This window comes from Ktedonobacter sp. SOSP1-52, assembly GCF_016587395.1.
The window spans coordinates 313,787-339,526 of the sequence record NZ_BNJH01000007.1; the positions used below are offsets into that span (position 1 = coordinate 313,787).

General features: G+C 53.8%; 19 protein-coding genes and 6 pseudogenes. 7 read left to right on the top strand and 18 right to left on the bottom strand.

Features of this window, described 5'->3' with window-relative positions:
• Positions 1-233: 233 nt before the first annotated feature.
• From JMJ16_RS50985 to JMJ16_RS55615, 7 genes and pseudogenes are all read right to left on the bottom strand, one after another.
• Positions 234-593, bottom strand: coding sequence for a PPOX class F420-dependent oxidoreductase (locus JMJ16_RS50985; RefSeq protein ID WP_201394163.1), 360 nt, complete (start codon positions 591-593; stop codon positions 234-236).
• 85 nt (positions 594-678) lie between these two features.
• Entirely contained in the window at positions 679-1,476 is a 798-nt protein-coding gene (pcaD, locus tag JMJ16_RS50990; protein WP_201394164.1) for a 3-oxoadipate enol-lactonase, read from the bottom strand.
• 312 nt (positions 1,477-1,788) lie between these two features.
• Positions 1,789-2,076: a hypothetical protein gene (locus tag JMJ16_RS50995; RefSeq protein ID WP_307813468.1), complete on the bottom strand. Its 288-nt coding sequence runs from the start codon at positions 2,074-2,076 to the stop codon at positions 1,789-1,791.
• Positions 2,077-2,121: 45 nt separating this feature from the next.
• Positions 2,122-2,463, bottom strand: a complete 342-nt coding sequence (locus JMJ16_RS51000) for a response regulator transcription factor (RefSeq protein ID WP_201394165.1) — start codon at positions 2,461-2,463, stop codon at positions 2,122-2,124.
• A gap of 36 nt (positions 2,464-2,499) precedes the next feature.
• Positions 2,500-2,691 (bottom strand): annotated as a pseudogene (locus JMJ16_RS56355) (hypothetical protein); the annotation flags it as partial.
• Between the two features lie 41 nt (positions 2,692-2,732).
• Positions 2,733-4,862, bottom strand: a pseudogene (locus JMJ16_RS51005) (AAA family ATPase); the annotation flags it as partial.
• 45 nt (positions 4,863-4,907) lie between these two features.
• On the bottom strand, positions 4,908-5,246 hold the full coding sequence (locus tag JMJ16_RS55615) for a hypothetical protein (protein ID WP_236602127.1): 339 nt from the start codon (positions 5,244-5,246) through the stop codon (positions 4,908-4,910).
• Positions 5,247-5,455: 209 nt separating this feature from the next.
• Here JMJ16_RS55615 and JMJ16_RS51010 point away from each other — a divergent pair.
• The 5 genes and pseudogenes from JMJ16_RS51010 to JMJ16_RS51025 form a co-directional block, all read left to right on the top strand.
• A pseudogene (locus tag JMJ16_RS51010) lies at positions 5,456-6,335 on the top strand (ISNCY family transposase); the annotation flags it as partial.
• Between the two features lie 417 nt (positions 6,336-6,752).
• Positions 6,753-7,970: pseudogene (locus JMJ16_RS51015) on the top strand (ISNCY family transposase); the annotation flags it as partial.
• A gap of 103 nt (positions 7,971-8,073) precedes the next feature.
• Positions 8,074-8,511, top strand: a complete 438-nt coding sequence (locus tag JMJ16_RS55620) for a transposase DNA-binding-containing protein (RefSeq protein ID WP_236601395.1) — start codon at positions 8,074-8,076, stop codon at positions 8,509-8,511.
• Positions 8,432-9,391: an IS4 family transposase gene (locus JMJ16_RS51020; RefSeq protein ID WP_236602128.1), complete on the top strand. Its 960-nt coding sequence runs from the start codon at positions 8,432-8,434 to the stop codon at positions 9,389-9,391. Before JMJ16_RS55620 ends, JMJ16_RS51020 begins: the two co-directional genes overlap by 80 nt.
• 14 nt (positions 9,392-9,405) lie before the next feature.
• Positions 9,406-9,585 (top strand): annotated as a pseudogene (locus JMJ16_RS51025) (ISNCY family transposase); the annotation flags it as partial.
• A 388-nt stretch (positions 9,586-9,973) separates the two neighbouring features.
• Here the strand turns inward: JMJ16_RS51025 and JMJ16_RS51035 are convergent.
• The 9 genes from JMJ16_RS51035 to JMJ16_RS51080 form a co-directional block, all read right to left on the bottom strand.
• Positions 9,974-10,195 carry a hypothetical protein gene (locus JMJ16_RS51035; protein WP_201394433.1) on the bottom strand — a complete coding sequence of 74 codons (222 nt, stop codon included), beginning with the start codon at positions 10,193-10,195 and terminating at the stop codon, positions 9,974-9,976.
• Positions 10,196-10,234: 39 nt separating this feature from the next.
• The gene (locus tag JMJ16_RS51040) at positions 10,235-11,479 is read right to left on the bottom strand and encodes an RNA-guided endonuclease TnpB family protein (RefSeq protein ID WP_201378385.1); all 1,245 of its coding nucleotides are present in this window, start codon (positions 11,477-11,479) and stop codon (positions 10,235-10,237) included.
• The gene (locus JMJ16_RS51045; RefSeq protein WP_201394168.1) at positions 11,451-12,065 is read right to left on the bottom strand and encodes an IS607 family transposase; all 615 of its coding nucleotides are present in this window, start codon (positions 12,063-12,065) and stop codon (positions 11,451-11,453) included. Before JMJ16_RS51045 ends, JMJ16_RS51040 begins: the two co-directional genes overlap by 29 nt.
• A 473-nt stretch (positions 12,066-12,538) precedes the next feature.
• Complete coding sequence (locus JMJ16_RS51050; protein ID WP_201394170.1) at positions 12,539-13,744, bottom strand: MFS transporter; 1,206 nt, start codon at positions 13,742-13,744, stop codon at positions 12,539-12,541.
• 221 nt (positions 13,745-13,965) lie between these two features.
• On the bottom strand, positions 13,966-14,706 hold the full coding sequence (locus tag JMJ16_RS51055; RefSeq protein ID WP_201394172.1) for an SDR family NAD(P)-dependent oxidoreductase: 741 nt from the start codon (positions 14,704-14,706) through the stop codon (positions 13,966-13,968).
• 177 nt (positions 14,707-14,883) lie between these two features.
• The gene (locus JMJ16_RS51060; protein ID WP_201394175.1) at positions 14,884-15,150 is read right to left on the bottom strand and encodes a hypothetical protein; all 267 of its coding nucleotides are present in this window, start codon (positions 15,148-15,150) and stop codon (positions 14,884-14,886) included.
• 209 nt (positions 15,151-15,359) lie between these two features.
• Positions 15,360-18,455, bottom strand: coding sequence for a LuxR C-terminal-related transcriptional regulator (locus JMJ16_RS51065; RefSeq protein ID WP_201394182.1), 3,096 nt, complete (start codon positions 18,453-18,455; stop codon positions 15,360-15,362).
• Positions 18,456-18,817: 362 nt separating this feature from the next.
• A complete protein-coding gene (locus JMJ16_RS51075; protein ID WP_236602129.1) occupies positions 18,818-20,659 on the bottom strand; it encodes a hypothetical protein in 1,842 nt (613 codons plus the stop codon).
• A gap of 347 nt (positions 20,660-21,006) precedes the next feature.
• Positions 21,007-21,753 (bottom strand): hypothetical protein, encoded by a 747-nt coding sequence (locus JMJ16_RS51080; protein WP_201394185.1) that lies wholly within the window; start codon positions 21,751-21,753, stop codon positions 21,007-21,009.
• 65 nt (positions 21,754-21,818) lie between these two features.
• On the opposite strand from JMJ16_RS51080, the gene JMJ16_RS51085 reads away from it, so the two are divergent.
• Together JMJ16_RS51085 and JMJ16_RS51090 are read left to right on the top strand one after the other, a co-directional pair.
• Entirely contained in the window at positions 21,819-22,259 is a 441-nt protein-coding gene (locus JMJ16_RS51085; protein WP_201394187.1) for an integrase core domain-containing protein, read from the top strand.
• A 205-nt stretch (positions 22,260-22,464) separates the two neighbouring features.
• Positions 22,465-22,707 (top strand): annotated as a pseudogene (locus JMJ16_RS51090) (IS6 family transposase); the annotation flags it as partial.
• A 455-nt stretch (positions 22,708-23,162) separates the two neighbouring features.
• Here JMJ16_RS51090 and JMJ16_RS51095 read toward each other — a convergent pair.
• Both JMJ16_RS51095 and JMJ16_RS51100 read right to left on the bottom strand, forming a co-directional pair.
• A complete protein-coding gene (locus JMJ16_RS51095) occupies positions 23,163-24,341 on the bottom strand; it encodes an NAD(P)H-binding protein (RefSeq protein ID WP_201394189.1) in 1,179 nt (392 codons plus the stop codon).
• A gap of 243 nt (positions 24,342-24,584) precedes the next feature.
• Positions 24,585-25,223: an HD domain-containing protein gene (locus JMJ16_RS51100; RefSeq protein WP_201394190.1), complete on the bottom strand. Its 639-nt coding sequence runs from the start codon at positions 25,221-25,223 to the stop codon at positions 24,585-24,587.
• Between the last annotated feature and the right edge of the window lie 517 nt (positions 25,224-25,740).

Genomic DNA, 25,740 nt, shown 5'->3' on the forward strand with positions numbered 1-25,740 from the left:
TTCTCTTTGGACGTTCTTCCAAAGCGGGATACGACCAAGAGAGGATTACCTGAGCTTACTTGTAGTCTAAACAAGAAGTTCTCATGATGAGAGAATATGCGTATCACCCTTTCTCTGACTCTGTTTTCTGAGAGAGGGCCAGGGTCTTCACGAACATGTGCAGGAAAGCACATCGTTTGATTATCTTTTGTCTTCTGGTGGAAAAATGATTACACGTTCTGGCTTGACGACAATCACCACTCGCTCCTCCGCTGTCCCTCGCTCTTCGGGGTAGCATCTCGGTGGAGGTACTTCCGTGAGGCCGCATTAATAAAACGGAAATTGGAGTCTTCGTCCATGCGTACCACCGTACCTCGAATCTCAAGCGCGCGGTAGGGGTTGGCAAGATCGGTGACAGCAAGAGCGACACGTGGATCACGCAGGAGATTGCGATACTTCTGCCGCTTCTTGTTAAAAGCGAAAAGCAGATGGGTTCCATCCCACAGGAGCCAGACAGCGCTCACCTGTGGCTCTCCCTTTGATCCAAGCCTCGCCATAGAGGCGAGAGCCGGAGATTGTAGGATATCGAGATGGGATTCAGGAATGTTTGACATGGTTGAATGGATACCTTTCTTCTTCTTACGTGTAAAAAGTATATTTTGTCATACTCTATGAATATGAATCATTTCAGTTCTTGCTTCACTTCGAGAGCAAGAATGCGAGCACTATGCTCAGGAAGTCGGCTGGATACTGAATATTCGACAAGTGAACAGCGGGTAACATCACCAGTTTTGAGCCAGGCACTATCGCGGCGATCAATTCTCCGTGGCTAGGATGCGTGACCGTGTCGTACTGACCAGCAATCACTAGGGTTGGGCTGTTGATAAGCGCCACCGTTCGGCGCATATCCAAGTCCCGGATCGCCGCGAAGCATCCAGCAAAGCCTTGTGGGCGCATAGCAAGCAACATGGCTCGAAACGATGAGACGACGGCGTTTTCCTCCTCCAGCATCTGTGCAGGAAACCAATTGTGGAGAAACATGTTCGCGATGTCTGACATGTCCTCGGTTTGCAGCACAGAGGCGATCATGCTATCCCAGGACTCTGCCGGCCCCAGGTAGGAGGAAGTATTGGAGAGAATCAGTCGATCGATTCTCTCGGGGGCATGTATACCCAACCATTGTCCGATAGCGCCTCCAAACGAGAGCCCTAAGAAATGCACGCGACTGATCTTCAACGCGTCGAGCAACTCGATCACATCCCGTCCCATCCGATCCACCGAATACGCCCCCGCCGGGGCGTCTGAAGCACCATGACCCCGCGTGTCATAACGCAGGATACGGAAATGTTTCGGCAATTGCTCAATTTGCCCATCCCACATGTGCAAGGTAGTCCCAATCGAGTTTGAGAGAACTAGGACGGGTTTATCTTCTGGTCCATCGAAGCGATAGGCAATTCGGCACCCATCACCAGCCGTAAAGCAAAAGAGATCGTTCATTTTCTGAGTGTCCTTTCTTCTGAAATTGGATACTTCTTGCTAGCGCTCACAAAAGTAATGCGTTGGGCGCGCAAGAGACAAGTAGTGAAAAATATGATAGCGTCACAAAAACGTACCATGAGAAAAGTCCAACAATAAACATTTCGCTCTCGCAGTGAGCAAATGCTGCGATTACTTTCGTACTCTTTATCTCGTCTAGTAGTTCGCTCTTTTTGTCGTAGAGATGACATTCTTCTCCTCCCGACCATCGGTTGCGGTTTGCTCCTTCCCTGCGCTGACGGAATGTAGGCAGAACGGACAATAGGCGCAGTATCACTGCTCCTCCTGCACCGATGGAGGCTCATCTGTTTCAAGGGCGACCAGGACAAGACCAAGGCTTCGAATTTTGAGTAGAACCCGATAGAGTGCCGCTTGATCGATCAGTGATCCGTACAGCATCGTTCTGCCAGATGCGTCGTGGTAAATCAGAAGATCCTCAAACCACTCTTGCCAGGAAGGGTCCAGGTGCTCTTTGATCCAGATGCGACATTGTATAGGCAGCGTCTTCCTCCTTTTGCTGAAGCTGTTGGAAGTATACGGCGGCAGTGGATGAGCTGACATCGTCCAGATGGATGATTGTAAGTAGATGAGGAATAGGGGCGGTGGTTAGAGCAACGACAAGCATCGCGCCACCTCGCTGGCCTCGATGCGACGGTGGACGCCCAGTTTACGATAGACGCTTTGCACGTGGGTTCTCACGGTATTGACCGAGATGATCAATTCACGGGCAATCTCTGGATTGGACTGTCCGGCGACGAGCAGACGCAAAACCCGTCTCTCCTGTGCACTCAGCGGTTCTATGAGAACCGGCCTCCCCTCTGCATCTGGTGTCTCCTTCACAGGCTGCCTTCCTGCTTCTTGCGCAAATGCATACAAAAGCGTTCGCACATAGGAGTTTAGCGAGGTCTCGTGTAGCTCTGGCAACAGCATTTTCAGCAGACGCTCCATCGCCGGCCCTTCATCCAGAAAGAGGCGCTGATAGCCTTCCGTATGCGCGAGTAGTAATGCCTCTCGCAGAGCGGATCTGGCCTGGACAAATTCTTGAGAGACCACACGGGCCAGGGCCTCCAGAATCTGAATTTCCAGAATGCTCCGCTTGCGACCCTGAGCCTGCGCTTTCTCTTTCCAGAAGGCCAATGCTTCCAATGCGGCCCCCCCCTCTTTTGTGCAATACACACACGAGCACGGAGCAGCGCTTCCTCCTGCTGGAACAAGAGTGGGAGCACTTCCTCTTGTTCGGGAGATTGGGACGGATCAGTCTGATCCTTTTCTTGCACCCATTGTTCGGCTGCCAACAGATCGCCCTGTGCCAATTGCAATTGCGCTAGGCAGATGCGAATTGCTCTTACCGACCACGGGAAGTGCACATGCATCTCCTCGTACAAGAGCTGATCCAGAGCCTGTTGCGTTTTTCCACACGCATGCAGCAGGCGAGCCTGGGCCAGAGTGGCTGCTGCCAAAACGTGAATCCCGTTCTCCGGCTTTGCTGGCAGCGTCAGCACCTCAGAGAGATGGCGCTGAGCGTCGGAGAGCTCATTACGCTCATAGAAAAGTTGCGCAAGACAACGAGATGCCCAGGAAAAGAAGAACGGTTCACTGCTTCCTGTTTCCAGCAGCAATTGCTGCCGAGCCATCTCCTGATCTTCATCAATGTAGGTAAGGGCCTGATGGTAGTAGTGTAAGGCCCTGCGCAACTCGCCTTGTTCCAGGCAGACCTCACCCAACCAGAGGAATGCAGCGAATGCAGAAGAATGATTGTTGAGGTTTTTTGATCTCCTAGACCCTTCAAGGAAGTACCGCCACGCCACATGCACCTCACCCTCAAGAAAGGCCTCAAATCCCCTCATCAAAAGGTTATCGGGATACATCACACTGTGCTCTATCAGAAGTGATTGAGCCTGGTGGGTCAGTGCGAACAGACGCGTGAGATCTTCTTGAAAGAACGCAAGGTCAGCGTGCAATTGCAGAGTTTCGCCCAGCTTTTCCCGTTGCCCTTGTGCCTCAAAGCCCTGCTCTGCCCACTGCACCAATGACTCGATACGTGTCCACAAGATTGACGAACGTCGATCTGAGGTAAACATCAGCGTAAGCGCATACTGAAAACAGAGATCTGGTTGGGCTTGCAGCATCTCCTCTGGCAAGCGTCTCAACCAGGAGCGTACCAGATAATATTCATTGCGAAAGCTGTTGGGGTCCAGAAATTGCCCAATAAGCACAACAGTTCGGGAAAAATCCTCGCACGCCAATGCCGCTTCAATGGCTTCTGGGAACATCCGCTGTCGCTCATACCACTCACTAGCTTTGCTCCTAAGGGAACGGAGCGTGGCTGCACCCAGGCGGAACTGTGCTTCATGCTGCATAGCCTGTGCCCACAAGGTATGATAGCGATACCACTGCCTGTGCTCATCAAGGGGGTGGAGAAAGAGATTGGCCCGTTCCACTTGTTCAAGCAGGCGAGCACTGTCGTCTCTACCCAAAATGGCATTGCACAGGGAGGCGCTTAAAGGGCTGAGCCAGCTTGTGTGTAACAAAAAGTTCTGTATGTCGGGCGGCTGGCTGGCGAGGATCTCTTCGCGCAAATAGTCAAGGAGGAAGCGCTGGTTACCTCTGAGTCTGTGCACCGAAGCCGAAGGATCAGCCTGTTTCTGGAGGAAGAGAGCAGCCAGTTGCAAGCTGGCAATCCAGCCCTCTGTACGCGCTTCCAGAAGGTCAACATCACGTTCTTCAAGGGAGAGGCCCATGCACGCAGTGAGAAAATCCTGAGCCTCTTCCCGGGTAAAGCGCAGCTCCGCGTCTCGAAGCTCGGTCATTTGCCCACGCACTCGGAAACGTGCAAGGGGAAGATCTGGGTCCACACGGCTCGCCAGCACCAAGTGGACATGGGGCAGCAGATGTTCCAACCAGAAGGTCAGGGAGGCGTGAACGGTTGGCTCCTCGATCACATGATAGTCATCCAGGATCAACAGGAGGGGCAAGGCTGCTGCGTTACTGTCCACCAATTCGTTGAGCAGAGCCGTCAGGCTCTGCTTAAGCGGCTCAGGCACGGGCGCTTGCAGCAGGGCGAGCGCATGCGCTCCCATTTCTGGTCGAGCGCAACGTAGGGCCCTGATCAGCGAGAGCCAGAAGCGCCTCGGGTCATTGTCCAGCACCTCCAGTGAGAGCCAGGCCACAGCCTCTCGGTGTCTGTGCGCCCATGTTGAGAGCAGGGTGGTCTTGCCACAACCCGCCGAGGCAGAGAGCAAGGTGAGAGGACGAGAGAAGGCGGCATCCAACATGGAGAGCAAGCGTTCCCGGGACACGAGCAGAGTAGGTGGACTGGGGAGAGAGAATTTGGTCACAAGTATCATCTCCCCAAGTTCACTGCCTTGCTGGTAGACTGGGGAGGGAGACGTCTACGGATGGGCCAAAGTGCGTTCCTGGAAGGTCTGCGCGACCGCTTCCAAGTGCGCGAGTGTGACTATTGCACTGTGTCCGAGATAACGCTTGCGGGTCTGGCCTGCGCGCTTGTGATAGGCGTACCAGTAGCCAGTCCCACGTGATCGAGCCTCTTTGAGCACGTTGAGATGACCATGTTGTCCCTGGAAGGCAAAGGAGGAATGCGTGGTCAACCAGGTGTGCCACATATCCTCGTTTTCCGACATGATCGCCTGGGGTGGATGACCAGGGGTATGGAGCAGATAGAAGTGGTTCTCGGCAGACCAGATCAGTGCATGCGCAGGTGGTTTTGGCATAGACTCCTTGTACACAACAGATACCCAATATGCTTCTCCCCAAGTCCCCAACATGGGTGAGTATAGCAGAAGCCAGATATGCCTGCAAGCTTGTGCCTCCTCACCATCTTCATCTGTCCAGGCAATTCATGAACGTATAGGGCAAATATTCAAAATCGACCCCTTTTGCATGGCGAATATGACCAGAAGGGGAGCACTTCCAGACCAGACTTGCTGGCTTCGTCGCGCGAGCTAAACCCCTGGTGAAAGGCACACCCGCGAAAACGGCAGAGGCCTGCCGCTCGCGAGTACGAAGTGCGCGTCAGGTGGCCCAAAAGCTCCATCGACTCGTGCGAAGAGCAGAGGGGGGAACAGCAGCAGGAACGGCAAGCTGACCAACTGAGAACCCTCTATCAGCAGTTGATCACCACAACGGAGCAGATGGTGCGGCAAGCCAAGCAGGTGAGAACGCACTTGATCCACCAGGCTGAGAAGCAGGCAGAGCACCTGCTGGCTGAGGTTCAGCCTCTTCTCCCTCTGGTCGAACGTGTCATCATCCAGGCACGCACCAGGGTCTTGGAAGGCAAGCAGGTGGCGGCTAGCGACAAAGTGCTCAGCCTGTTCGAACCTCACACGCGTCTCATTCCGCGCCACAAAGGCGCTGCACCTGTCGAGTTTGGCCGATAGGTCGTGCTCGACGAGGTGGAGGGAGGAATCGTGACCCGGTTCCAGATCCTGGAGTCACCGCATGAGCATGGACAAGGGCTCCAGGCGTTGGATCATCATCATCGCCTCTTTGATCATCCCCCAAGGATGCTCACTGGAGATCGTGGGGTTCATTCCGCGAACACCGAGATACAAGCTCTCACGGCAGGAGTCGAGGTGGTGGCAATCCCAGCAGTAGGGAAGGTTTCACCTCTGCGGCAAGCGGTAGAACGGACGCGACGATGGAAGCGGGCCTATCGATGGCGTGCAGGCATCGAGGGCAGAATTGCCAGCTTGCGATGCGATTATGGATTGCGTAAATGTGCCTATCACGGGCAGGAAGGGATGCAATGGTGGATTGGCTTCGGAATCATTGCCAGTAACCTGCGCCATATCGCCCAAGCGCAAGCCACCAAAGCTGCGAAGAAGCAGGCGGCTTCAAGGAGAGCTGATCTCTCAATGAGACACAAAAGCAACCTATCACTTCAAAAACCGATAGGTTGCTACTAAGCAGCTTTTCAAGATAATTGTGGTTTTGCACCGGATACTAGTACTAGTTTGCACTGCGAAATGCAAGCGGCCTGGGAAGCGAGTTTACAGGATCAGCTTGCCTCTCAAATACGCTGCTTCTCCCGCAAATCGTCTCAATCTCAGGGATGGGAGGCCACTAGAGCGGCCTGTGGAGCGGATTGCATTTCGCAGTGCAAACTAGTACTAGTATCCCCTGCAAAATGGGCCTCCTCAAACAGCATGTGAAGCGGAGGAGGGGGGCGCTTTCGTGGGAGAAAGAGAGAAAGGAGCAGAAAAGAGGAGGAAGAGCGTATGCTTGTGGACCGCTATCAGCCAGAAGACGTGTTTGCGCGAGTGCCCAAAGTGGCCGCACAGACCGACCCCGTGCTTAAGGAACTGGATCGGCTGCTGGAGGATGATGCATTGTACCAGCAGGTGCGTGCCGATCTGGGAAAGCGGCATCGCTGGACGCTGGTGCATGGGCGGCACTCGACGCCAGTGGAAGTGATCCTGCGCATGCTCATCTGTAAACATCTCTATCAGTGGAGCTACCGAGAAACCGAAGAGCGGGTTGCAGACAGCCTGGTCCTGCGCTGGTTCTGCCGCGTCTATTTTCAGCAGGTGCCCGATGAAACGACCCTGCTTCGCTGGTTGCAGACCTTGCGGCCCCAAACGCTGCATACCTTGAACGATCGCGTGGTGGAGTTGGCTGTGCAAGCCAAAGCGACCAGAGGGCGCAAACTGCGACTGGATGCCACCTGTGTGCAGACCGAGATTCATCATCCGACGGACAGCGGACTGCTGGTGGACAGCGTGCGGGTCCTCTCTCGCATCGTGAAGCGGGCCAAAGGGGTGATCACGGATGAGGTGGGCTCGCTCAAAGAGATCTGCCGCTCACGACTGCGCTCGGCCAAGCAGGCAGCACAACGGCTCCATCGACAGTTGAGGCGCAAGGGCGAAGCCAAAGAGGCCGAGCAAAAGCAGCTGTACCAAAAATTGATCGAGACGACGGAACAGATGGCGCGACAGACCACCCGCGTGGTCAAGGCGCTCAGCCAGCAGAGCGAGTCTGAGGCCAAGCGGCTTGTGCAGCAAGCCCAGCACTTCCTCCCCCTGGTGGAGCGCGTCATTGCGCAAACGCGTAGCCGGGTGCTCGAAGGCAAGAAGGTCCCCTCAGAGCAGAAGGTGCTCAGCCTCTTTGAGCCGCACACGCGAGCCATCCCTCGCCACAAAGGAGGAGCACTGGTCGAGTTCGGTCGACAGGTGATGCTGGATGAAGTGGAGGGAGGGATTGTGACCGGCTATGAGATCTTGGAGCATCCTCATGAGCATGGGCAGGCGATCGAGGCGGTAGCGCATCACCAGCAGGTCTTGGGCCATCCCCCTCATCTGGTGGCAGGCGATCGGGGAGTGCATTCGGCCCAGACGTCGAGCACGCTGCAGGCAGCAGGGGTCAAGCTGGTGGCGATCCCGGCAGCCGGCAAAGTGTCTGAGGAACGCCAGGTGCTGGAGCATACCCCCGCTTGGAAGCCTGATTCTTACCCACATTTAGGAAGTGATAGAATCAAGGATGAAGACGCAAGAAGTATGAGACGCCAAGAGTTGGGCCGAGCACACCTTTGGGAACGTCCAATTGCACGATAGCCGCCGAACGAGACGCACCATCCAGGCAGCCAGCAACCTGGCGGAGAACCCTCTGGGTTCGCTGCCGGCTCAAATGCACGACTGGAAAGGGGCAAAAGCCTTGTATCGTTTGCTCAACGAGCCAGACGTGACCTTTGCTGCCTTGATGCAGCCGCATGTTCAACAGACGAGGGAACAAGCTGCATCCTCTGCAGTGATGTTGCTGGTACAAGATACCACCGATATCGATCTGTCGCATCGCCACAAGATCAGTGGGACGGGGCAAATTGGCAATGAACGTGGGCGTGGTTTCGCGCGTGCAAACAGTGCTTGCTGTGCGTCCCCCTACCAAGGAAGTGCTTGGCTGTATGGCTCAAGAACCCTTTGTGCGCATTGCAGCACCCAAAGGGGAACAACGCCATCAACGGCTCAAACGCAAAGAGCGTGAAACCGATGTCTGGATGCGCCAGGTAGGTGCCATTGGGAAGCCTAAGCCAGGAAGCACTTGGGTCCATGTTGGGGATCGAGGCGCGGATATGTTCCCGTTTTTCCTCGCATGCCAAGCGAACCAGACGCACTTTCTGGTGCGAGCGGCTCAGAATCGGCGCACGGAAGCGGACGAGGAAGAGATCACGTATTCTCTGGATCGCGCCCGCGCCTTTCCAAGTCAGCAGAGCCGTCCGCTGGAGGTGCCAGCTCGGCATGGACACAAAGCGCGTTCGACCCAGGTTCAGCTTGCCTTCGGACACATGACCCTCTTGCCCCCACGCCATGAGCCGCAAGCGAGCAACGAACCCTTGACCGTCTGGGTCATCCGCGTCTGGGAAGAACTGGCTCCGGAAGGTGAAAAACCGTTGGAATGGATCTTGTTGACCTCGGTTCCCACCATGACGCTCGAACAAGCACGGGAGCGTGTGGACTGGTATCGGCAACGCTGGCTGGTCGAGGAGTATCACCAATGCCTCAAAAGCGGGTATCGCATCGAGGAACGACAATTGCAAACGGTTGACGCTCTGATGCGCTTGTTGGGGGTGTTGTCTCCACTTGCCGTGCGCTTGTTGCAGGTGCGTGCCTACGCTCGTGAAGCGCCACAACGCCCAGCTTCTGAGGTGATTGAGCCTCTAATGCTTGCGGTGTTGGCCCAGCGCTCTGGTCACTCGCCTGCCACCATGACACTGGGCACCTTCTGGACGGAAGTGGCACGGCTCGGTGGTTATCTGGCGCGTCGTCGTGATGGTCCTCCTGGATGGCGAACCATCTGGAAAGGCTGGCTCTCCTTGCAAACGCTTCTTGAGGGCGCGCATCTCGCTCTTCACCTCCATTTGTAGATGTGGGTAAGAATCAGGCTTGGAAGCGGGGGTATCGCTGGCGTGCGGGCATCGAGGGCAGAATTGCTAGCCTGAGACGCGATTATGGATGGCGCAAAAGTGCCTACCACGGGGAAGAAGGGATGGAGCGGTGGTTGGGCCTGGGCGTCATCGCCAGTAATCTGCGCCATACCGCTCAATCCATGGTCGCTTAAAGCACAACCAGAGATAAGCACAACCATTCCCCTATCAATTGTTGCGCTTACATCGGCTCCTCAAGCCTGTTTATCCATTTTGCAGGGGATACTAGTACTAGGCGTCCAACAACCATCATTTTTACCATTCGTACAACTCCACTCTTGGTGCCCATCTCGGTGAGGGCAGCATATCGGTCGGCCCAACGAAAGACCGTTGGCACCACTGGGGCTGGTTGAGGTGAACTTATTGCAGTATTCGTCTTTGTATCCGCTTTCTAGGTACCTTCCTGAACATACCAAGACCGAGAGTGGGGAAAGAGATAATAGGTGTCCCGCGAGGGTAAACGCTGACGCACCACAAACAACCAGACATCTCCAGGGGTCCGCCGTGACCCATCGAGCAACATCAGTCCTCCTTGCTCTTCCACCCCCAATGTCTGTTTGAGGAAGGTGAGCGCATATCAATCCCGAGATATTTCACAAGACGAAGAATGAGCCTGCGCGGACCAATTTCTGTCTCCTCAAGCTGATCCGCGATCACTTTTGCGATCACACCAGGGGGCTGCGCTGTCGCTTGTGCAGGCTCAGCCCCTGGATGAGGAGCGGCGTTTTCTTTGACCTCACTCACAATACATGAACCTGCCTTTCTAAATCTCCTCAAAAGTGCTTACGCACTCTCAAACAAATTCAATTGCTGCACTTGCCCCTCACAGGATGCCATCGTGACATCTACGCCGCTTTGGGGCGTATGCAGCACACCGCACCTTTCGGTGTGTGGCGCTCGCCGCGCAAAGAACCTCGTCAGGATATTGTGTGCACTGTTCTCATCTCGATCCATGACGAGTCCACATTCGACGCAACAATACGTTCTCTTCCACAATGGCATGGCTTGTAGATTGCCACAGCCACTACACTGCTTGGACGTGTTGCGCTCATCTAAGAAATGCAACTCTTTCCCATAGAGGACACATTTGTACTTCAGCATTTCGAGAAAGGCGTACAAGCCCCACTCGTTATAGACCGCTCGATTCAGATGTTTATTGCGCTCTACATGCTGTTTAGTAACCATTTGCCTCTGTGAAAGGTCACCAACCACAATAGTTCTTTCAACCAAATTGTGGCTGATAAGATGGGATGCTTTATGCAAGCTATCCTGTTGTTTGTTGCGTTTCTTCTGGGAAACGCGCTTGTAAACCTTACTGAGATGGATATACCGACGTGATTTTTTCTTACACTTATCACGCTTGGATCGAATCTTGTCGAGTTGTTTGTTGTACCAGCGTGATCCTTTAAAGCCGCCAACCGTGTAGACTCTGCCTTGCTCATTTACGCCAGTTGCCAGTGTTTTGATGCCAAGATCAAAGGCAACGATTCCATCTATCTCATACTGTTTCTCTTGGCGCTCTCTCACAAATGACGCGAAGTAGTTTCCCTTACCATCTCGACTGATCGCCACTTCTTTAAACTGTTCAGGCGGTATCTCAGTCAAGCGCGCAACGATGTTGGAGTATTGCTTGTTTTTGCCCTTGCCTCCGGTGGGCAAAATGAGCTTGTCGCCTTCAATTTTGAGGTACATAGCGGGATAGCAAAGCGTAAAAAAGTAATGCCGTGGGCGTACCCGTGGGAATCCCGGTGCTTCTCCGGCTTTGACTCTGCGAAAGAAAGCTTTCATGGCTCCATCGAGGCGATAGTAGACCTCTTGTAAAAGCTTTCCATACACCTGAACAAGCTCGGGATCATGTTGTTTGCTCTCTTGTAGGTTTTTCTTAGCATCGTAGAGATCCCATTTCTCACCATTCCTGAGCTTGAGCACCCACCAGTTGTATAGTCCCCTGCACTTGCCTTGCATAAATTCAAGGGTTGCCGCGTCTTGCTCAGAAACGTTAATTCTGATCTTTTTGCAAAGCAGCATCCTTAATCGCTTTCTTGTAGGAACGCAGTCCATGTAATCTGGCAGAGAAGACTGTCACGATAGCAATGAGGTCACGTACCAATTCTTGTTCAGGAGAAAGATTTTCGCCATTGATGACGAGAAGTTGGGTATGATGTCGCTCACAAAAGGCTTCAAAGTATTCATATCCAAAACGAACCAACCGATCTCGATGAGCAAGAATGATACGCCGTACCTGACCAAGTTCAACCATCTCCATAAGCCGATTGAATTGTTTGCGTTTGTAGTTTAGCCCACTGCCAATATCCGACATCCATTCATCGACCTTGAGCGAATGCTGATGACAATAGGCTTCTAACGCTTTTGTTTGGTTGACTAAATCAGGCTTTTGAGCAATTCCAGAGACGCGTGAGTAGGCAATGGTAAGTCCCTGCTCCGGTGCTTTTAGCCCACGATACTCAAGATACTGGTCGTGAGTATAATAGCGCCTATTTGATTGTGGAGAACGATGGGCGACGAGCTTGCCTTCACGATCCCATTTTTGCAGCGTTTTGGTAGACTTCCCAATAAGTTTTCCAAACGCTTGAATATCATATGTGTTCTGCATAAACACATTTTAACACAATTGAGTGCTTATGTCAAATCTGTTTCAGTATCTCCTCTTTCTCGCTCTCACGGGTTGGCATGTGAATTGTTCATTGACTATCGAACCTGTCCCTCTGTCTCGTCAGCAACCCAAAGGGCCATCAAGCGCGTATAGTCCCCCGAACCACATCGGCGCTTCTGCTCAGTGCAGAACTTTCTTCAACACTTAGACATTTCTCACCCCGTGAGGAAGGAAGAAGAGCCGCCTCAAAGAGAAGCGTATTCAAACTGGGGCGTTGGTTGAGAAGCCAACGCCCACAAATGGATCGAAGGAGCGCAGCATGGGTATCTGATCGAATTTCGTGAACAAGCTGGCCGCATCGTAAAAACGTTTCTAGCACATCACCCATTATTGTATTGAAAATGAGAATACTTCCTATGCTTAGATAGAACAATATTTCTCTATCACACATTATTTATTTTCATTGCTGCGCCTCACTCCTCTGAGCTAGCCGGATTTTCTGTACCTACACGAAAACTTAGGAAAAGCACAAGCAACGCAAGAGCTATGATCGTCGCCCCAATCCAGGGAAGAATCTGCACAGAAACAATCTGTAGAGCTATGCCTCCAACTGCCGAGCCGAATGCGATCCCCAGGTACAGGGTTGAGTTGTTGAGGGCCAGGATCACATTGGCATGCTGGGGGGCCAGAGCCAGCAGACGATGTTGTTGTGGGGTAAAAATGGCCGAGCTTATTAGACCCCAGAGGAAGAGCGCGATGCTCGCGCCCAGAATACTTGTGCATGCCAGTGGTAGGAGCGCAAAGGTCAGAGTCAGCAGAAACAGACCGATGAGCAAGGGGCGTTTCTCACCCAGGCGGTCGGAGATCGTTCCACCACTCACATTGCCGATTATCACGCCGACGCCAAAGGCGAGTAGGAGCACACTGATATCAGTGAGCGAGAGCATGCTGTGAAGCAGTGGCGCGAGATAGGTATAAGTGACATAGACACCCAGGTTCCACAAGAGAGCCGGGAGTAGCGCCAGCAGAAGATGGGGCTCTTTGATTGGTACCAGGCGGTCCTTCAGTGAGAGTGCCAACCCACGTTTCACCTGGGGCAAGCCACAGAGCAGCAGCGCCAGAAAAGCGATGCCAGCCAGCAAGGCGACCAGCCCAAAGGAGAGACGCCATCCCATGTGCTCTCCTATCCACGTTCCTAGCGGAGAACCAAAAACCGTCGCTACAGTCAACCCTAACGCTACCAGGGAAAGTGCCTTCCCCTGCTTCTGGGGAGGAGCAAGAGATGTGCCCGTAGTATAGGCAAGAGGGGCGAACGTGGCAGCAGTACAGCCGGCAAGCAGCCGTGTCAGCAGTAAAAGAAGATAGTTGGGAGCCAGTGCCGAACCAACGTTGACCAGACAGAAGGCACCCAGCGCCACCAGCAGCACCTTATTGCGTGACCAGCGCCCAGAGATCGCAGCGAAGACTGGAGCACCCAGGCCATAGGTCAACGAGAAGATAGTCACCAGTTGTCCTGCCGCTCCTTCGCTAATAGTGAGATCATGTGAAATCGCTGGCAAAACGCCCGCGACCACAAAAGCATCGGTTCCCAGCGCGAACATACCCAGGGCAAGCAAGAGAATGCGCTTGTCCAGGCGAGCTGGCAAAGTCGATGAAGAGGGAGTTTGGATGGTAGCCATAATACAATATCCTTTTCATGAGAGACAAATGGAAACCAGTGTCAGAAACGCCAGACGACTTCACCATTGAACGTACGTAACGCCTGACGTATCCATTGATTTGAGACTAGGCTTGAACGAAGAGGAAATCGGTGAAGCGGGTAGCTCTTCCCAGGCAGCCATGTCGCGTACCACGCTGGCTATCTTGCCTTGCATCCACTCAAAGCAATCGCTGCCAAGCATCAGGTGCAGAGGAGGCTGCGAATTTCAACTATCTTGAACAGGGACTGAGCCGCGCAAGCAGGGTCACTAGGATGTTGCTCATGCATTCCCGTCAGGAACGCAGCTGTTCCATCACAAATAGCTGAGTAGGCACCGATTTTTTGCTCGATGTGGGTCATGGATCCGCCGGCCCAGTCTGTGCGGAAGTTGCCGGGTTCCACAATGGTCGCCTGGATACCCAGAGGCGCGACCTCGGCAACCAGCGCCTCTAAGAGACCTTCCAAAGCGAACATTGACCCGCAATAGGCACTCAAACCAGCATTCCCTACGAAGCTCGTGATAGAAGACATATTACTGATATGTCCGTGTCCTTGTTTGCATATATGGGCTAGAGCCGCCTGGATCATCGTCAGGGAGCCAAAAAAACTGGTCTCGAACATGCGGCGCATCTCGCTGTCCGATGTTTCCTCAATAGCTCCCAACATCCCATAGCCAGTATCATTCACCGGTACATCGATCTGCCCAAAGGTGGAGAGAGCCATTTGAACGGCTCGATAGGCATCGTCAGTCTTCGTAACATCAAGTGAGATGATACGGACTTGCGTTGGGAATTGCTCTTCTAGTCCTTGCAGCGCTTCCGCGGACCGGGCGCTTCCCAGCAAAGAGTCCCCATGCTGGAGAACTGCTTCAGCGAAGGCGCGGTCGAAGCCCGTGGAGCAACCTGTAATCAACCACACGCAGCTATTGGTATGTTCTGGCATGAATCTTCACACTTTCCCTGCTTCTATACTCCAGAAATCATATGGTCTAAGAAGAGGCTTTTAAGGAGGGATCTGAGCTAACATCAGATCGACATAGATGGTCTTGTCTTGCAGATACGCTTCAATGCCTTCGGGGGCAAGTTCGCGTCCCATAAGCCACTAAAGGAATTGAAACGCTCATGCGTCCACAGGAGCCTTGCTCGAAGGCCGCATGGCCTTCACTACATCGTCAAGATCAGCAACACTGCCCTCAGCTACATTGGGAATCACCTCACCTGTGGCGGGATTGATATCCGCGCGTGTTTTGTCATCCTGAACCGATCGCCATATGCCATTAATAACGAGTTGACCAAGGCCAATCGCCTTTGCCTGTCTTCGCAAGTCTTCGCTCAACATCTGAAACGCTGGCACATCCTGGTTGGTTTGTATTTCTGAGATAGTCATTCTCTTTCCTTCTCAGGGCGTTGGGGTAGAGGCCTAGGCACTTATGCTCTCTAGCCCTGACATTTTTCCTCATCAGATATCGTTCTGACAGGTGAAGCATACCCGTTGCGCCCATAGGTAAGCAGTGACCAAAATGATACCTTTGTGCAGTGGTAGAGGGCGACTCGAAGAGGTATGTTGGGGACGAAGATGGGGAATGAAGAGGTGGACTAAAGCAAGGCATATTCCTGAGCACGGACCAGAGCCTGGACCCGGCTCTGGACACCCAACTTACCAAGGATATTGTACACATGCTTTTTGGCAGTCGCTGGCGATACCACAAGCTCCTGCGCAATCTCCCGATTACTCGCTCCTTGAGCAAGCAGGTGAAGCACCTCGTTTTCACGTGCCGTAAGCGGTTCGCGCAGTGCTGGAGGTGTAATCTGAAGGGTTGGCAAGGGCGTGGACGCGACAGATTTGCTGCTGGCCCCTTGCTGTTCAAAGGCAGTAAGCAGTGTCCTGAGGTAGGGAAGAAGGGTCGCTTCAAAGGATGTGTGCGTGTCGAGGAGGCTTTGGAGGACACGTCGCATCGGTTCTCCCGCATCCAGGTAGACACGGATATAGCCTTCTGGCTCGCTCAAACGAAGCAGCCGTTCCGCAACCTCACAGGCTTCATGCAGATAACCAGCACATTCATAGGCCACCACCTGAAGCGCCAGTACATCAAGCACCCCATCTCCTCTCTGCTCATGCTCCAGCACGGGAAGAAACTGAGCGCAAAAATCGAGCACCTCTGTATGGCGTCCCAGTGCCAGATACACTCGCCGCGACCACAAATATTTCATGTATGTTATCTCATCGAGATGTTGTATTCGTTGTGAGTTCACGACTATCTGCTCGGCCCACTTCTCTGCGGCTCGCGAATTCCCCTGAGCCAACCAGATCTGAATCTGCCCCAGGTCTCCAAGCGCGTGGACCGCGCTGTGAAAGGACTGTTTTCTCAACAAATTTATCTCTTGCAAAGCCTGTATGGCCTCTTCATGCCTCCCCTGGGCCAGGAAGATCGAGATGGCAAGATAGTTTCCCTGGAGGAACAAGCTGACATGTTGCCATGTCTGGCTGTAACGAATAACCACCTTCAGATAGCTCTCTGCCTCTTCCAGGCGGTTCCACTTGACATAAATGGTTGCCAGCCGATGGCGAAGCGAGGCAAACATCGCTCTCATAACCCCAAGTCGCTCGCTACGAGCGAGCGATTCTTGTGTGATTTGATACGAATAATGGAGTTGCCCTGTATCAAGATAGATAGTGGCCAACCAGACCATGATCCAGATGACTTCATATGGCTGCTGTTCGCGCTCTGCCTGCTGCTTCAATTCCCAGAGCGTGGGAAGCTGGGAGACGAAATCGCCATATGCCCAACCACTGTCATAAAAATTGAAAGCCGGAAGCATCTTCCAAATGACCTCTTCATCCTGGGCAAGCTCTTGCATGATGTGTGCAAGCCGCCGCTGTTCCTTTTCATTCCCTTGAAACAAAGTGCCACGCGTTTCGATCCAGGCGCGAAGTAAACCAATACGGTTATGCAGAACTCGTCTCTCGTCCTCTGGTAGTGCCGTCGTATCCTGTTGCTCAATGATCTCCTCTATTTGCGCTATAGTCTGCTCTACCTGGGCCTGTACACTAGTTCGCCGGGCTTGCGAAGCAATCTGAGTCTGGTGCAGAGAATGGAGTGCGGTCGTCAGAGCCAGATGCGCATGCCTGCGCAGCACAGGCATTGGAAGTTGACTCATCCAATCCTGTACTTGATTGGCCTCACTGCCCGTCCACATGTGTGTCGCCACATGTTCTATCAGTTGGACGGCATATTCATAATCAGCCGCCGCAAAAGCATGGTGAATGGCCTTAACACTATATCCATGCTGCTCATACCAGTGTGAGGCTCTCTGATGCAAAAGCGGAAGCTGTGCTGGAGCAGTCGCTTGGAGATGAGCAAGCAAGGCATCTCGAAAGAGGCTATGCAGGCGATACCAGTGTTGCTTGCCTTCTAGGGGAACAAGGAAAAGATGACGCCGCTCCATTTCCGTCAAGAGCCGTTGGCTCTCTGCTTCCTCACTGACTGCCTGGCAGAGGTCAGGATGCAAATTGCTGAGGATGGAGGTCGAGAGCAGGAAGCGCTGGAGTTGAAGCGGTTGATGCGCAAGGATTTCCTCCTGAATATAGTCCAGGATTAGGCGCTGGCTACCGCTCAATTGCTGAAGGAAGGATGAAGCATCCTCGCAGGTCTGCAAGGCGAGTGTCGCTAATTGCAGACCTGCGATCCAGCCCTCAGTGCGCTGCTCTAATGTCGTAATAACATCTGCGTCCAGGTGTAGCCGCATTTTCTGAAGGAGAAACGCTTCCATCTCTGCTCTCACGAAACGAAGATCTTGCTCACCAAGCTCTACAAGCTGCCCGCGTACTCGAAGACGTGAGAGGGGGAAAGGTGGGTTTGTGCGACTCGCGATTACCAGATGGAGCTGGGGAGGGAGGTGTGTGAGCAGAAAGCGAACGCCATCGTGAATGATCCCATCAGTCAGCACATGGTAGTCATCGAGGACAAGGATCAAATCTTTTGCCAGGCCAGTAAGGTCATTGATGAAGGAGGTCAATACGATCGGAAATGCTGGTGCCTGCGGCGACTGCAAGAGTGCTAGCGCCATCGCTCCGATCTGGCTCCCACTAGCATGTTGCAACGCCGCAATTACATAATGCCAGAAGCGCACAGGTTCGTCATCTGACTCTTCAAGTGAGACCCAAGCAATGGCATGCGGGCAATGAGCTACCCAGGAACTCAAAAGGATAGTCTTGCCAAAGCCAGCTGGGGCCACAATGACAGTAAGGGGGCGCGTCAGGCTCTGGTTCAGACGCGTGAGCAAACGGTCGCGAATAATCTCGTTATTGGAGAGTCGTGGGGGAAGGAGTTTAGGGAGAAGTAACATCCTTTGAGTCAGGAGAGTATTGTGCTCTGGCGTGAGTTCATGCGCGATACTCTCCAACCGTGCGAGTGTGATAGACTCTGTCTTTCCAAGATAACGCTTAATACGCCGTTGCGGGGTATAGGCATAGGCATACCAATAGCCAGCCCCACGTATGCGAGCTTCTTTCATCACATTGAGATGCCCCTGTTTCCCTTGAAAGGTGAAAGATGATTGTGTCAGCAGCCATTGTTGCCATGATGGCTCATCCTCAGGAGAAATGGAACCTTGTGGAGTGTTTTCAATACGATACTCGTAGATCTGGTTTGCCTGTGACCAGGCAAGGACACGCAAGGATGGTTTAGGCATAGTCTCTTTCTTGTCTCATTGTTATCCCCAACATCCCCAACATCTTCAGGGGGCTCAAGTATAACAGAGATGAAAGTCACTAGCAACCAACCGTCATTCCACCGATAGTGTCAAGTATCCCACGGGATACGCAACGAGCTGACAACAAGCAAGCAACGAAATAATAGAAGAGGTTGTTGGAAGCAGACAGGGACTCTTGCCCCTCATGATCAACTCAGAGGGAAGATGGCATCTTGCTCAAATTCCCTGTTTGTAAGCTCATTCCTCCTGTATTACTTGATGGCGAGAAAGGCGGGGACGCCTGCGACGGTCACACGCAGTTGTGGAGGTCCCCACCAGGCATTACGGCCGAGCCGGTCGGATCAACTCCAGCGGTAATGAGAACGAACAGCACGAGCGGGACGTGGTGGTGGAGAAACCTTCTTCGAGCAGTCGACAAGCGGGATGATCTCAACGTGTTGACGATGCCAATGGGTCGTCCAATTACGGCGAAGCGCTCGACCTGCGACATCTACCCATCGTATTGGGCCGAGAAGGATGGGCTTTTGTTCATACGCAACTGAGGCACGTGGGGGCAAGAGACGACGAACAGCGCTGACCCGTCGAGCACGATTGCCTTTGGCACCTTTCGCCAGACAGCGTTCTCGCAGAGAACGGCACTGACAGTCGGTCTGATATGCGAGGTAGACGGCGCGCTGCGTGAATGCATTTTCTTGACGCACTTCGCTCAGCCACAAGCTTGCTCCCGCTGGACAGCGAAGCTTGCCATCCTCTTGTAATATAAAGGCATCCGCCCCGAAGCGCCCAGTGGCTCGTTCGAATGCTGTGGCCCACTCCCACGGCCTATATTCCTCAACTGGTTCTTCAATGGTGAGAAGCACCGGAGGTGTCTTTGCCGGGGACGCCCACTCGATCTCGCGTAGCTCAGCTTTTTGCAGAGCCTGCCCGAGTGAGAGCCGGAGGTTCCACACCCATTGACACGCAATCTGCCAGAGCTCCTGTCCGCACTGCGTGTACGAACACCAGCGGTCTGGATCCTCTTCGACATCTTCATCCGCAAGCACGGCCTCAAAGGCTCCCCGCCCATGATGGAGATCGAGTACATCTTCGACGAGGTATCCATCGACGGGCAGGGTCGTGATGAAAACCTCATACACCCACTCACCAATGCGCTTGCCTACTGAAATTCTCTTGCCCGGTTCGGGAGCATGGTGTCGAGCCACAATGACGCGGGTCTGAGGCACTTCTCCATCCAATTGGAGCCAGCCTCCGTCAAACAACTCGACCATCTCATCACTGTTGACTCTGCTCACACGCGCGGTTGGTGAGTGAGCCAGCACATGTTGGACCTGAGGATGCTCCAGGACTCGATATCCTCTCGCTCGTGTCACCAGATGCACGCCTGCTCCAATCAGTTGAGCAATAGCTACCGTATCACCATATTGCCCATCGAGGCGAACGAGAGCGACCTCTGGAGTGAAGGCAAAGAGCCCTAAGTAGGTTGTGATGGCTCGAAGCGCCAAAGCGAGCTCTCCTTGATAGTCACCATTTCCTCGTCCTGCATAGATGCCGATCCATTGACGAGTATGCATCTGAAGCGCGACGGTGCGTGTGCGGACCACCTCCCCTCGTTTTCGCCCCGTGTAGCCTGGCGCACAGACCGCATCAAGTCGGCGTCGCGTAGCGGGAAGCTCAGGACCACAAGGTAACGCTCGTTGCCGTGCGGCCTGACGCGTGGCATCTACATCAAAAACAATGCAGCGGTGGCCCTGGCGATCCCACAATCCGCCGATACTCTCCAAGGTCCAGCCATCAGTGAAAGCATGGTGCTGGAAGAGTGCGCGGAAGGCCTCCAAGCAAGGACGATCTACATCGGCTAAGAAGCGACTCAAGCTAGAACGATGAGGAAGACATCTGCGCCCAAACAATGCCATGAACTCCGTCTCGAAAGGCTCTATGCGCTCAAAGAAGTCTGCTAACGTCCGCTCGCCGCTGATTGCATAACCTATCAGCAAGGCAAGAAAATCGATGGGTTCATAGCTGCCAAAACGTCCGCGCACCAAACGCACCTCATGAGCAAACCCATCAAGCAGACCACTCGCTGCGAGGTGCTGAACAATGATGACCACTTCAGCGAACCAGACTGGTACCGAGGGACGATCTACAGGAGATGTGTGAACTTGAATGCAAGCGTTGGGTATCATAGGTAGAGAGACCTCCTTCTGAGAGAAGATTTTGTTCCTTCTCATGAGAGATCTCTTTCTCTTTCTGCTGCTAGCTTGCTAGAATCTCGTTGCGCATCCCGTGGGTACAGCCTCTTACGATGGTGGATAAATCAGCCGTCTCTCCTACTGGATTGACAATCCTCCGTGACCCTGGTTATCCTTCCTGAGTACTCTTCCCATTCACCTCATTTCAAGCAGAGAGGATCCTGATGACCACTTATGTGTTTTTGTTCCTGCTCGTGTCCTTCCTCACGCTCTGCCTGTTCGGGCTTTGGTCTCTCTGCTGGACCCATCATGGTCCTGCCCAGTCGAGAGCAGTTGGCAAGCTATGTCCCAAGCTCCATCGTCTCCTCAAGCCCCGTTCCCCACACGATTGTTCCTCCTGTCGTCTTGCCTCCGCCTCGCCGAGGGGAGAGCCACTGCCTACGCCTGTGCGACCCTGGAGCGAAGTGAAAAGCCGCCGGGGAGCCCCCAAGCGGGTCAATACTGAGGGCTTCGCTTGTCCCAACCCGCAGTGCCCGTACGCCGGGATCACAGACGCTCACGTCCACGCCTTGGTCGGTGATGGCAGACATGGCCAGGCTGAGCGGATCCAGACGTTTCGTTGTCAGGCCTGCCACACCACATTCACTGCCAGACGCCACACTCCCTTGTATCGTCTGAAAACCCCCTCGCCCCAGATCGGCATGGTGCTCTCTGCGCTGGCCGAAGGGCTGGACGCTTCGGCCGCCGAACGGGTCTTCGGCTATCGCCAGGCCACCATCACGACGTGGCTCACTCGTGCAGGTGGGCACGCACAGACCTTGCATGAGCACTTCTTCTTCCATCTCCACCTCCCGCACCTCCAGTTGGACGAACTGCGCACCCGGCTGCGCTGCTCCACACAGGTGCTCTGGCTCTGGCTGGCCATCGATCCTCTCACCAAGATCCTTCCCGTACTCCATCTGGGTCCCCGCACGCAGCACATGGCCCATACGGTCATCCATTCCCTGCGGCAGTTCTTGGCGCCTGGGTGCATTCCGCTGTTCACCAGTGATGGCTTGAACTTGTACTTCTATGCTCTCACAGCCCATTTTGGCACTGGCTCCAGGTGAATCGCCGAGGCCGGAAAGTCCTCCGATGGCAAGTGGCAGCGAAGTTGCTGTATGGTCAAGTGAAGAAAAGCTACCGACGACGCAAGCTGGCACAAGTCACGCCTGTGATGCGCCTTGGGACACAGGCCGCTCTCACAAGCACCTTGCAGGGACTGGGTTTCTCAGGACGACTGAATACGGCTTTCATTGAACGGGTGAATCTGACCGTCCGACATGGAATAGCCGCGCTCGCTCGCTGTACCTGGGCCACTTCCCAACAGGCCCCACAGTTGCTGGCCCATCTGGAATGGTGGCGAGCGTACTACCATTTTGTGCGTCCTCATCAATCCCTGCGGGTGGCGCTCGAGCAGCCACGACAGCGAGGTGGCCAACTGTTAGCGCAACGCTATCGGCAACAGACGCCAGCCATGGCAGCCAACAGAACCAACCGACGATGGACGGCGCGTGAGGTGCTCTCTTACCCATTGTCGCCGGTTTCCTCTTGAGAGCCACCGAAGCCAGTTGCGGGTGCAGTGTCATGTTGTGAGAAAGTCAGTGAAGGTGCCAGCAAAAGCACTCGGATAAAGCCTCGCCTCGGGAAGCGATGGCCTGTCTGGACCGTTCAATGACAAAAATCCAGCCCAGAGGGGATTAGCATAGGCTTCTAGAATTCTCCACCATGTCCTGTGGCTGTACCCAAAGCTGAACAATATGTTAGAAGAGCTGTATGAAAACACACACCACTCCCCCAACTATAAAGGCTACCGCTTTCCGCCTGCAATCATCAGCCATGCTGTCTAGCTGTATTTTCGCTTCTCGCTCAGTTTTCGCGATGTGGAAGAGCTTCTGGCACAACGAGGAGTGGTCGTGAGCTATGAAACCGTGCGACAATGGTGCTTGAAGTTTGGGCAGACACACGCGAATGAACTTCGTCGCCGTCGCCCCCATTGTGGCGACAAAAAGCGGTATCAGAGTTCCCCAGTTCCGTGTGAACATGTTCCAGCGATCCGTAGCTGCCTGCTGTACGCCGGGTACACGCATGAGATACCCCTCGTTGATTCGTAAGCAACGAGGCAAAGGCACCTTCCCTTTTGGGCCAAGTGTATCAGCCATTTCACTTGTTCAACTTTACGACGCTTCAAACACAGGTTCCTCTCGTCAGCATAGATCACAGGGGTAGCCCTTCTCTTTGTTCGGCTCAAAGAGGTAGGTACATTATCAGCGGGCTTCACACCCCGGAAGATGCCATCTTCCGACGCATGCCGCTTCCCCCTCGCATTGGTATCCAAATGGGCCTTTTCAGGCAACACGTTCATTCGTTAAAGGGCGCACTGCGAACAAGTTGGCAGTACCTGCGTTCGTGCGTCGCCTGCCTCGGGGAGGTGGTAACGCACGATGCCAGTGTAAATTCAGGAGCAGGAGCCGTGACGACCGTCTACAGGGTCATTGGTACCTGCCTGCAGCTGTACGGGCGTCAGGATAGGCTGACCGGGCTCACCGAGTAGAACCGCGACAAGTACAGCCTTGTCAGACGGGCTGGGATTGTTGGCGAGCAGATGAATGCATCCATCCGGCTCATAGAAGGTATCCCCCTGCCGATAGACCGTGGGCGTGTGCCCACGCATCTCAAAGAGGACACTGCCTTCTACAACGTAGCCAAAGATAGGCCCTGGATGACGATGAGGTGGGGTAGTGTATGCGCCGGGCTCCATCGACACCTCGATTACACTTACCTGTACTGGATCGTGGGCCTGCACCGTCTTCTCTAGCAGCACTGGATTTTGTGTCTTCGGGACAGGGTAGCCATCCCTCTCATGACACCAGTAACGCATGAACTCCTCCCAGGTCTGTTTACCCACAGCGGGGGCAGAATGCTGACGCTCGCTGGAGCTAAAAGTTGCAAACAGGGAATTGGGCAGGTCTACAGCGCGCATGCGTACCTCCCTGCCTTGCACGTGGAGATAGGTCTGGATCATCTCTTCGAGGGTGAGAACCTGTGGGCCTCCCATATCCTCGACCTGCCCCGTCTCGCCTCCTTCGGCCAGAGCAAGCAGGCGCTCTGCAACTTCGCCAGTTGCGATGGTCTGCAAACGCACATTGGGCGGAACAGGGATCACGTTCAGCTTCTCAATGCCAAGCGACTGGATGAGGTGCAGAGCGAAGCTATGAAACTGGGTTGCACGCACGATAGACCAGGGAAGCTGCGATTGCATCACAATGCGTTCAGCTTCATACTTCGCCTGGTAGTAACCAGATTGTGCACGATCAATACCGACGATGGAGACATAGATGAAATGAGGCGATCCGGCCTCGCGGGCGGCATGAACGAGCATACGCGTTCCACCAATATCAGTCGCCAGCGCTCCTTGAGGCGAACTGGCACAGTGAATGATGGCATCTACGCCTTCAACTGCCTCGCGTAGCCCGGTTCCCGATGTGAGCTCGCCATAGACGGACTCGGCCCCCTCCGGAAGATCGAGATGCGTCTGACGACTCAAAACCCGAGGCGTATGTTGATGGGCCAATAATTGAGCGACGACCAGACGACCCAGTTCGCCGGTTCCTCCCGTAACAAGAACATTTGCCATAGTGTATCGTAGTCCTTTCCTTCTATTCTGAGAGTGCCTGCCAGGCGGTGAGCGCCGAGAGGGCGATCTCTTCATGACTGCTGATAGCTTTCATTCGCCTCTCCCTTTTAACCTTGGATGTTTTTTATCTTCGATTTATGAGTCAGTTGACATCCATTGGATTCGAGGCAACCTGAGCTTCTGCCTCTACAAGATAGAGGCAGAAGCCACGCGTTCTGCTTCAGAAGTCTTCTCTCTCTGGCCCTATTCATTCCATGGTGACTGGAGGACGTAGTCACAGAAGTTTGGTCGCTTGTAGCCTGGAAGGAAGCGTTCGCACACATCCGACTTGATGTTGCCAAAGGTCGTCTCTGGTTTATGTGCGAAGCCCTCAAGGAAGGCATGCAGGATCTTGTGTTTAAAGCCATCGCGTGGGAAAGCTGCTACGACCTGCCCACGAACCTCTTCGGCAAGATCCTCATAGCCTTCTCCTATGACATCGAGGCCAACGCCAGCATTAACCAGAGCCACAACAGGTTCTTTATATTGCGCAATGCCAATCGTTGTATGGAATGCAATCGCATCCCATACCAGTTGAATTGAGGCGTGAGGAATGCCATGACTGGTAAGAAAATCACGGGCGGCATTGGCCCCATCTACCTCGAAGCGTTTGTCCTGGCTGCGGTACTTCTCTGTCAGCCCGAGATCATGGAAGAGCGCGCTAATGTAGAGCAATTCAGGATCATAGCGCAACCCTGCCTGGTGCCCCTGCAGGGCTCCGAAGAGGTAGACGCGATGTGAATGGTTCCAAAGCAGTGGGGTTCCATGTTCGCGCAGGAGTTCTGCGGCTTCGTTGGCCAGGGAACTATCAGGAATGGCAATACCAGCAATATTTTTCGGCATCGTATAAGACTCCTTATGTAATTCGGAAACACTCTGCAATACAGGTGCTCCTTATTTCAGCTATTGGACATCTGGTCAGGGGCAACGCCGATAAAGAGTGATGACCACAGAACCCCTTGCAAAGGTGTCAACACCATTTTATTGTAGCGGTAGATCACGTTGTCGTCTTCTGTTTGCTAGTACATCAGGACGACATGTAGCCCTGCCCCTTGTTGTAACTCCTTCAAGGGAAACATGGACATAGTATAATCAGCTTCTTCTATCCTTACCAGGGGCAAATCATGCCTATATGAGGACGAATCTCGCCAGGATTCAGGGAACTGTTTTCAGCTCTATAAGGGCCGCCTGTCAGCACGGATCTGCAAATACCTGGGCGAACTCGGGAAAAAGCACCATTACCGACGCCTAGATCTGATTCTCGTACCGGACAGCCTCTTCGCTCCAGTGAGTGTGCAAGCACACTCACTCGCGAAAGGTTGTGACCTGCTCGCCTTCACCGGGATCAACAATGCCGCTT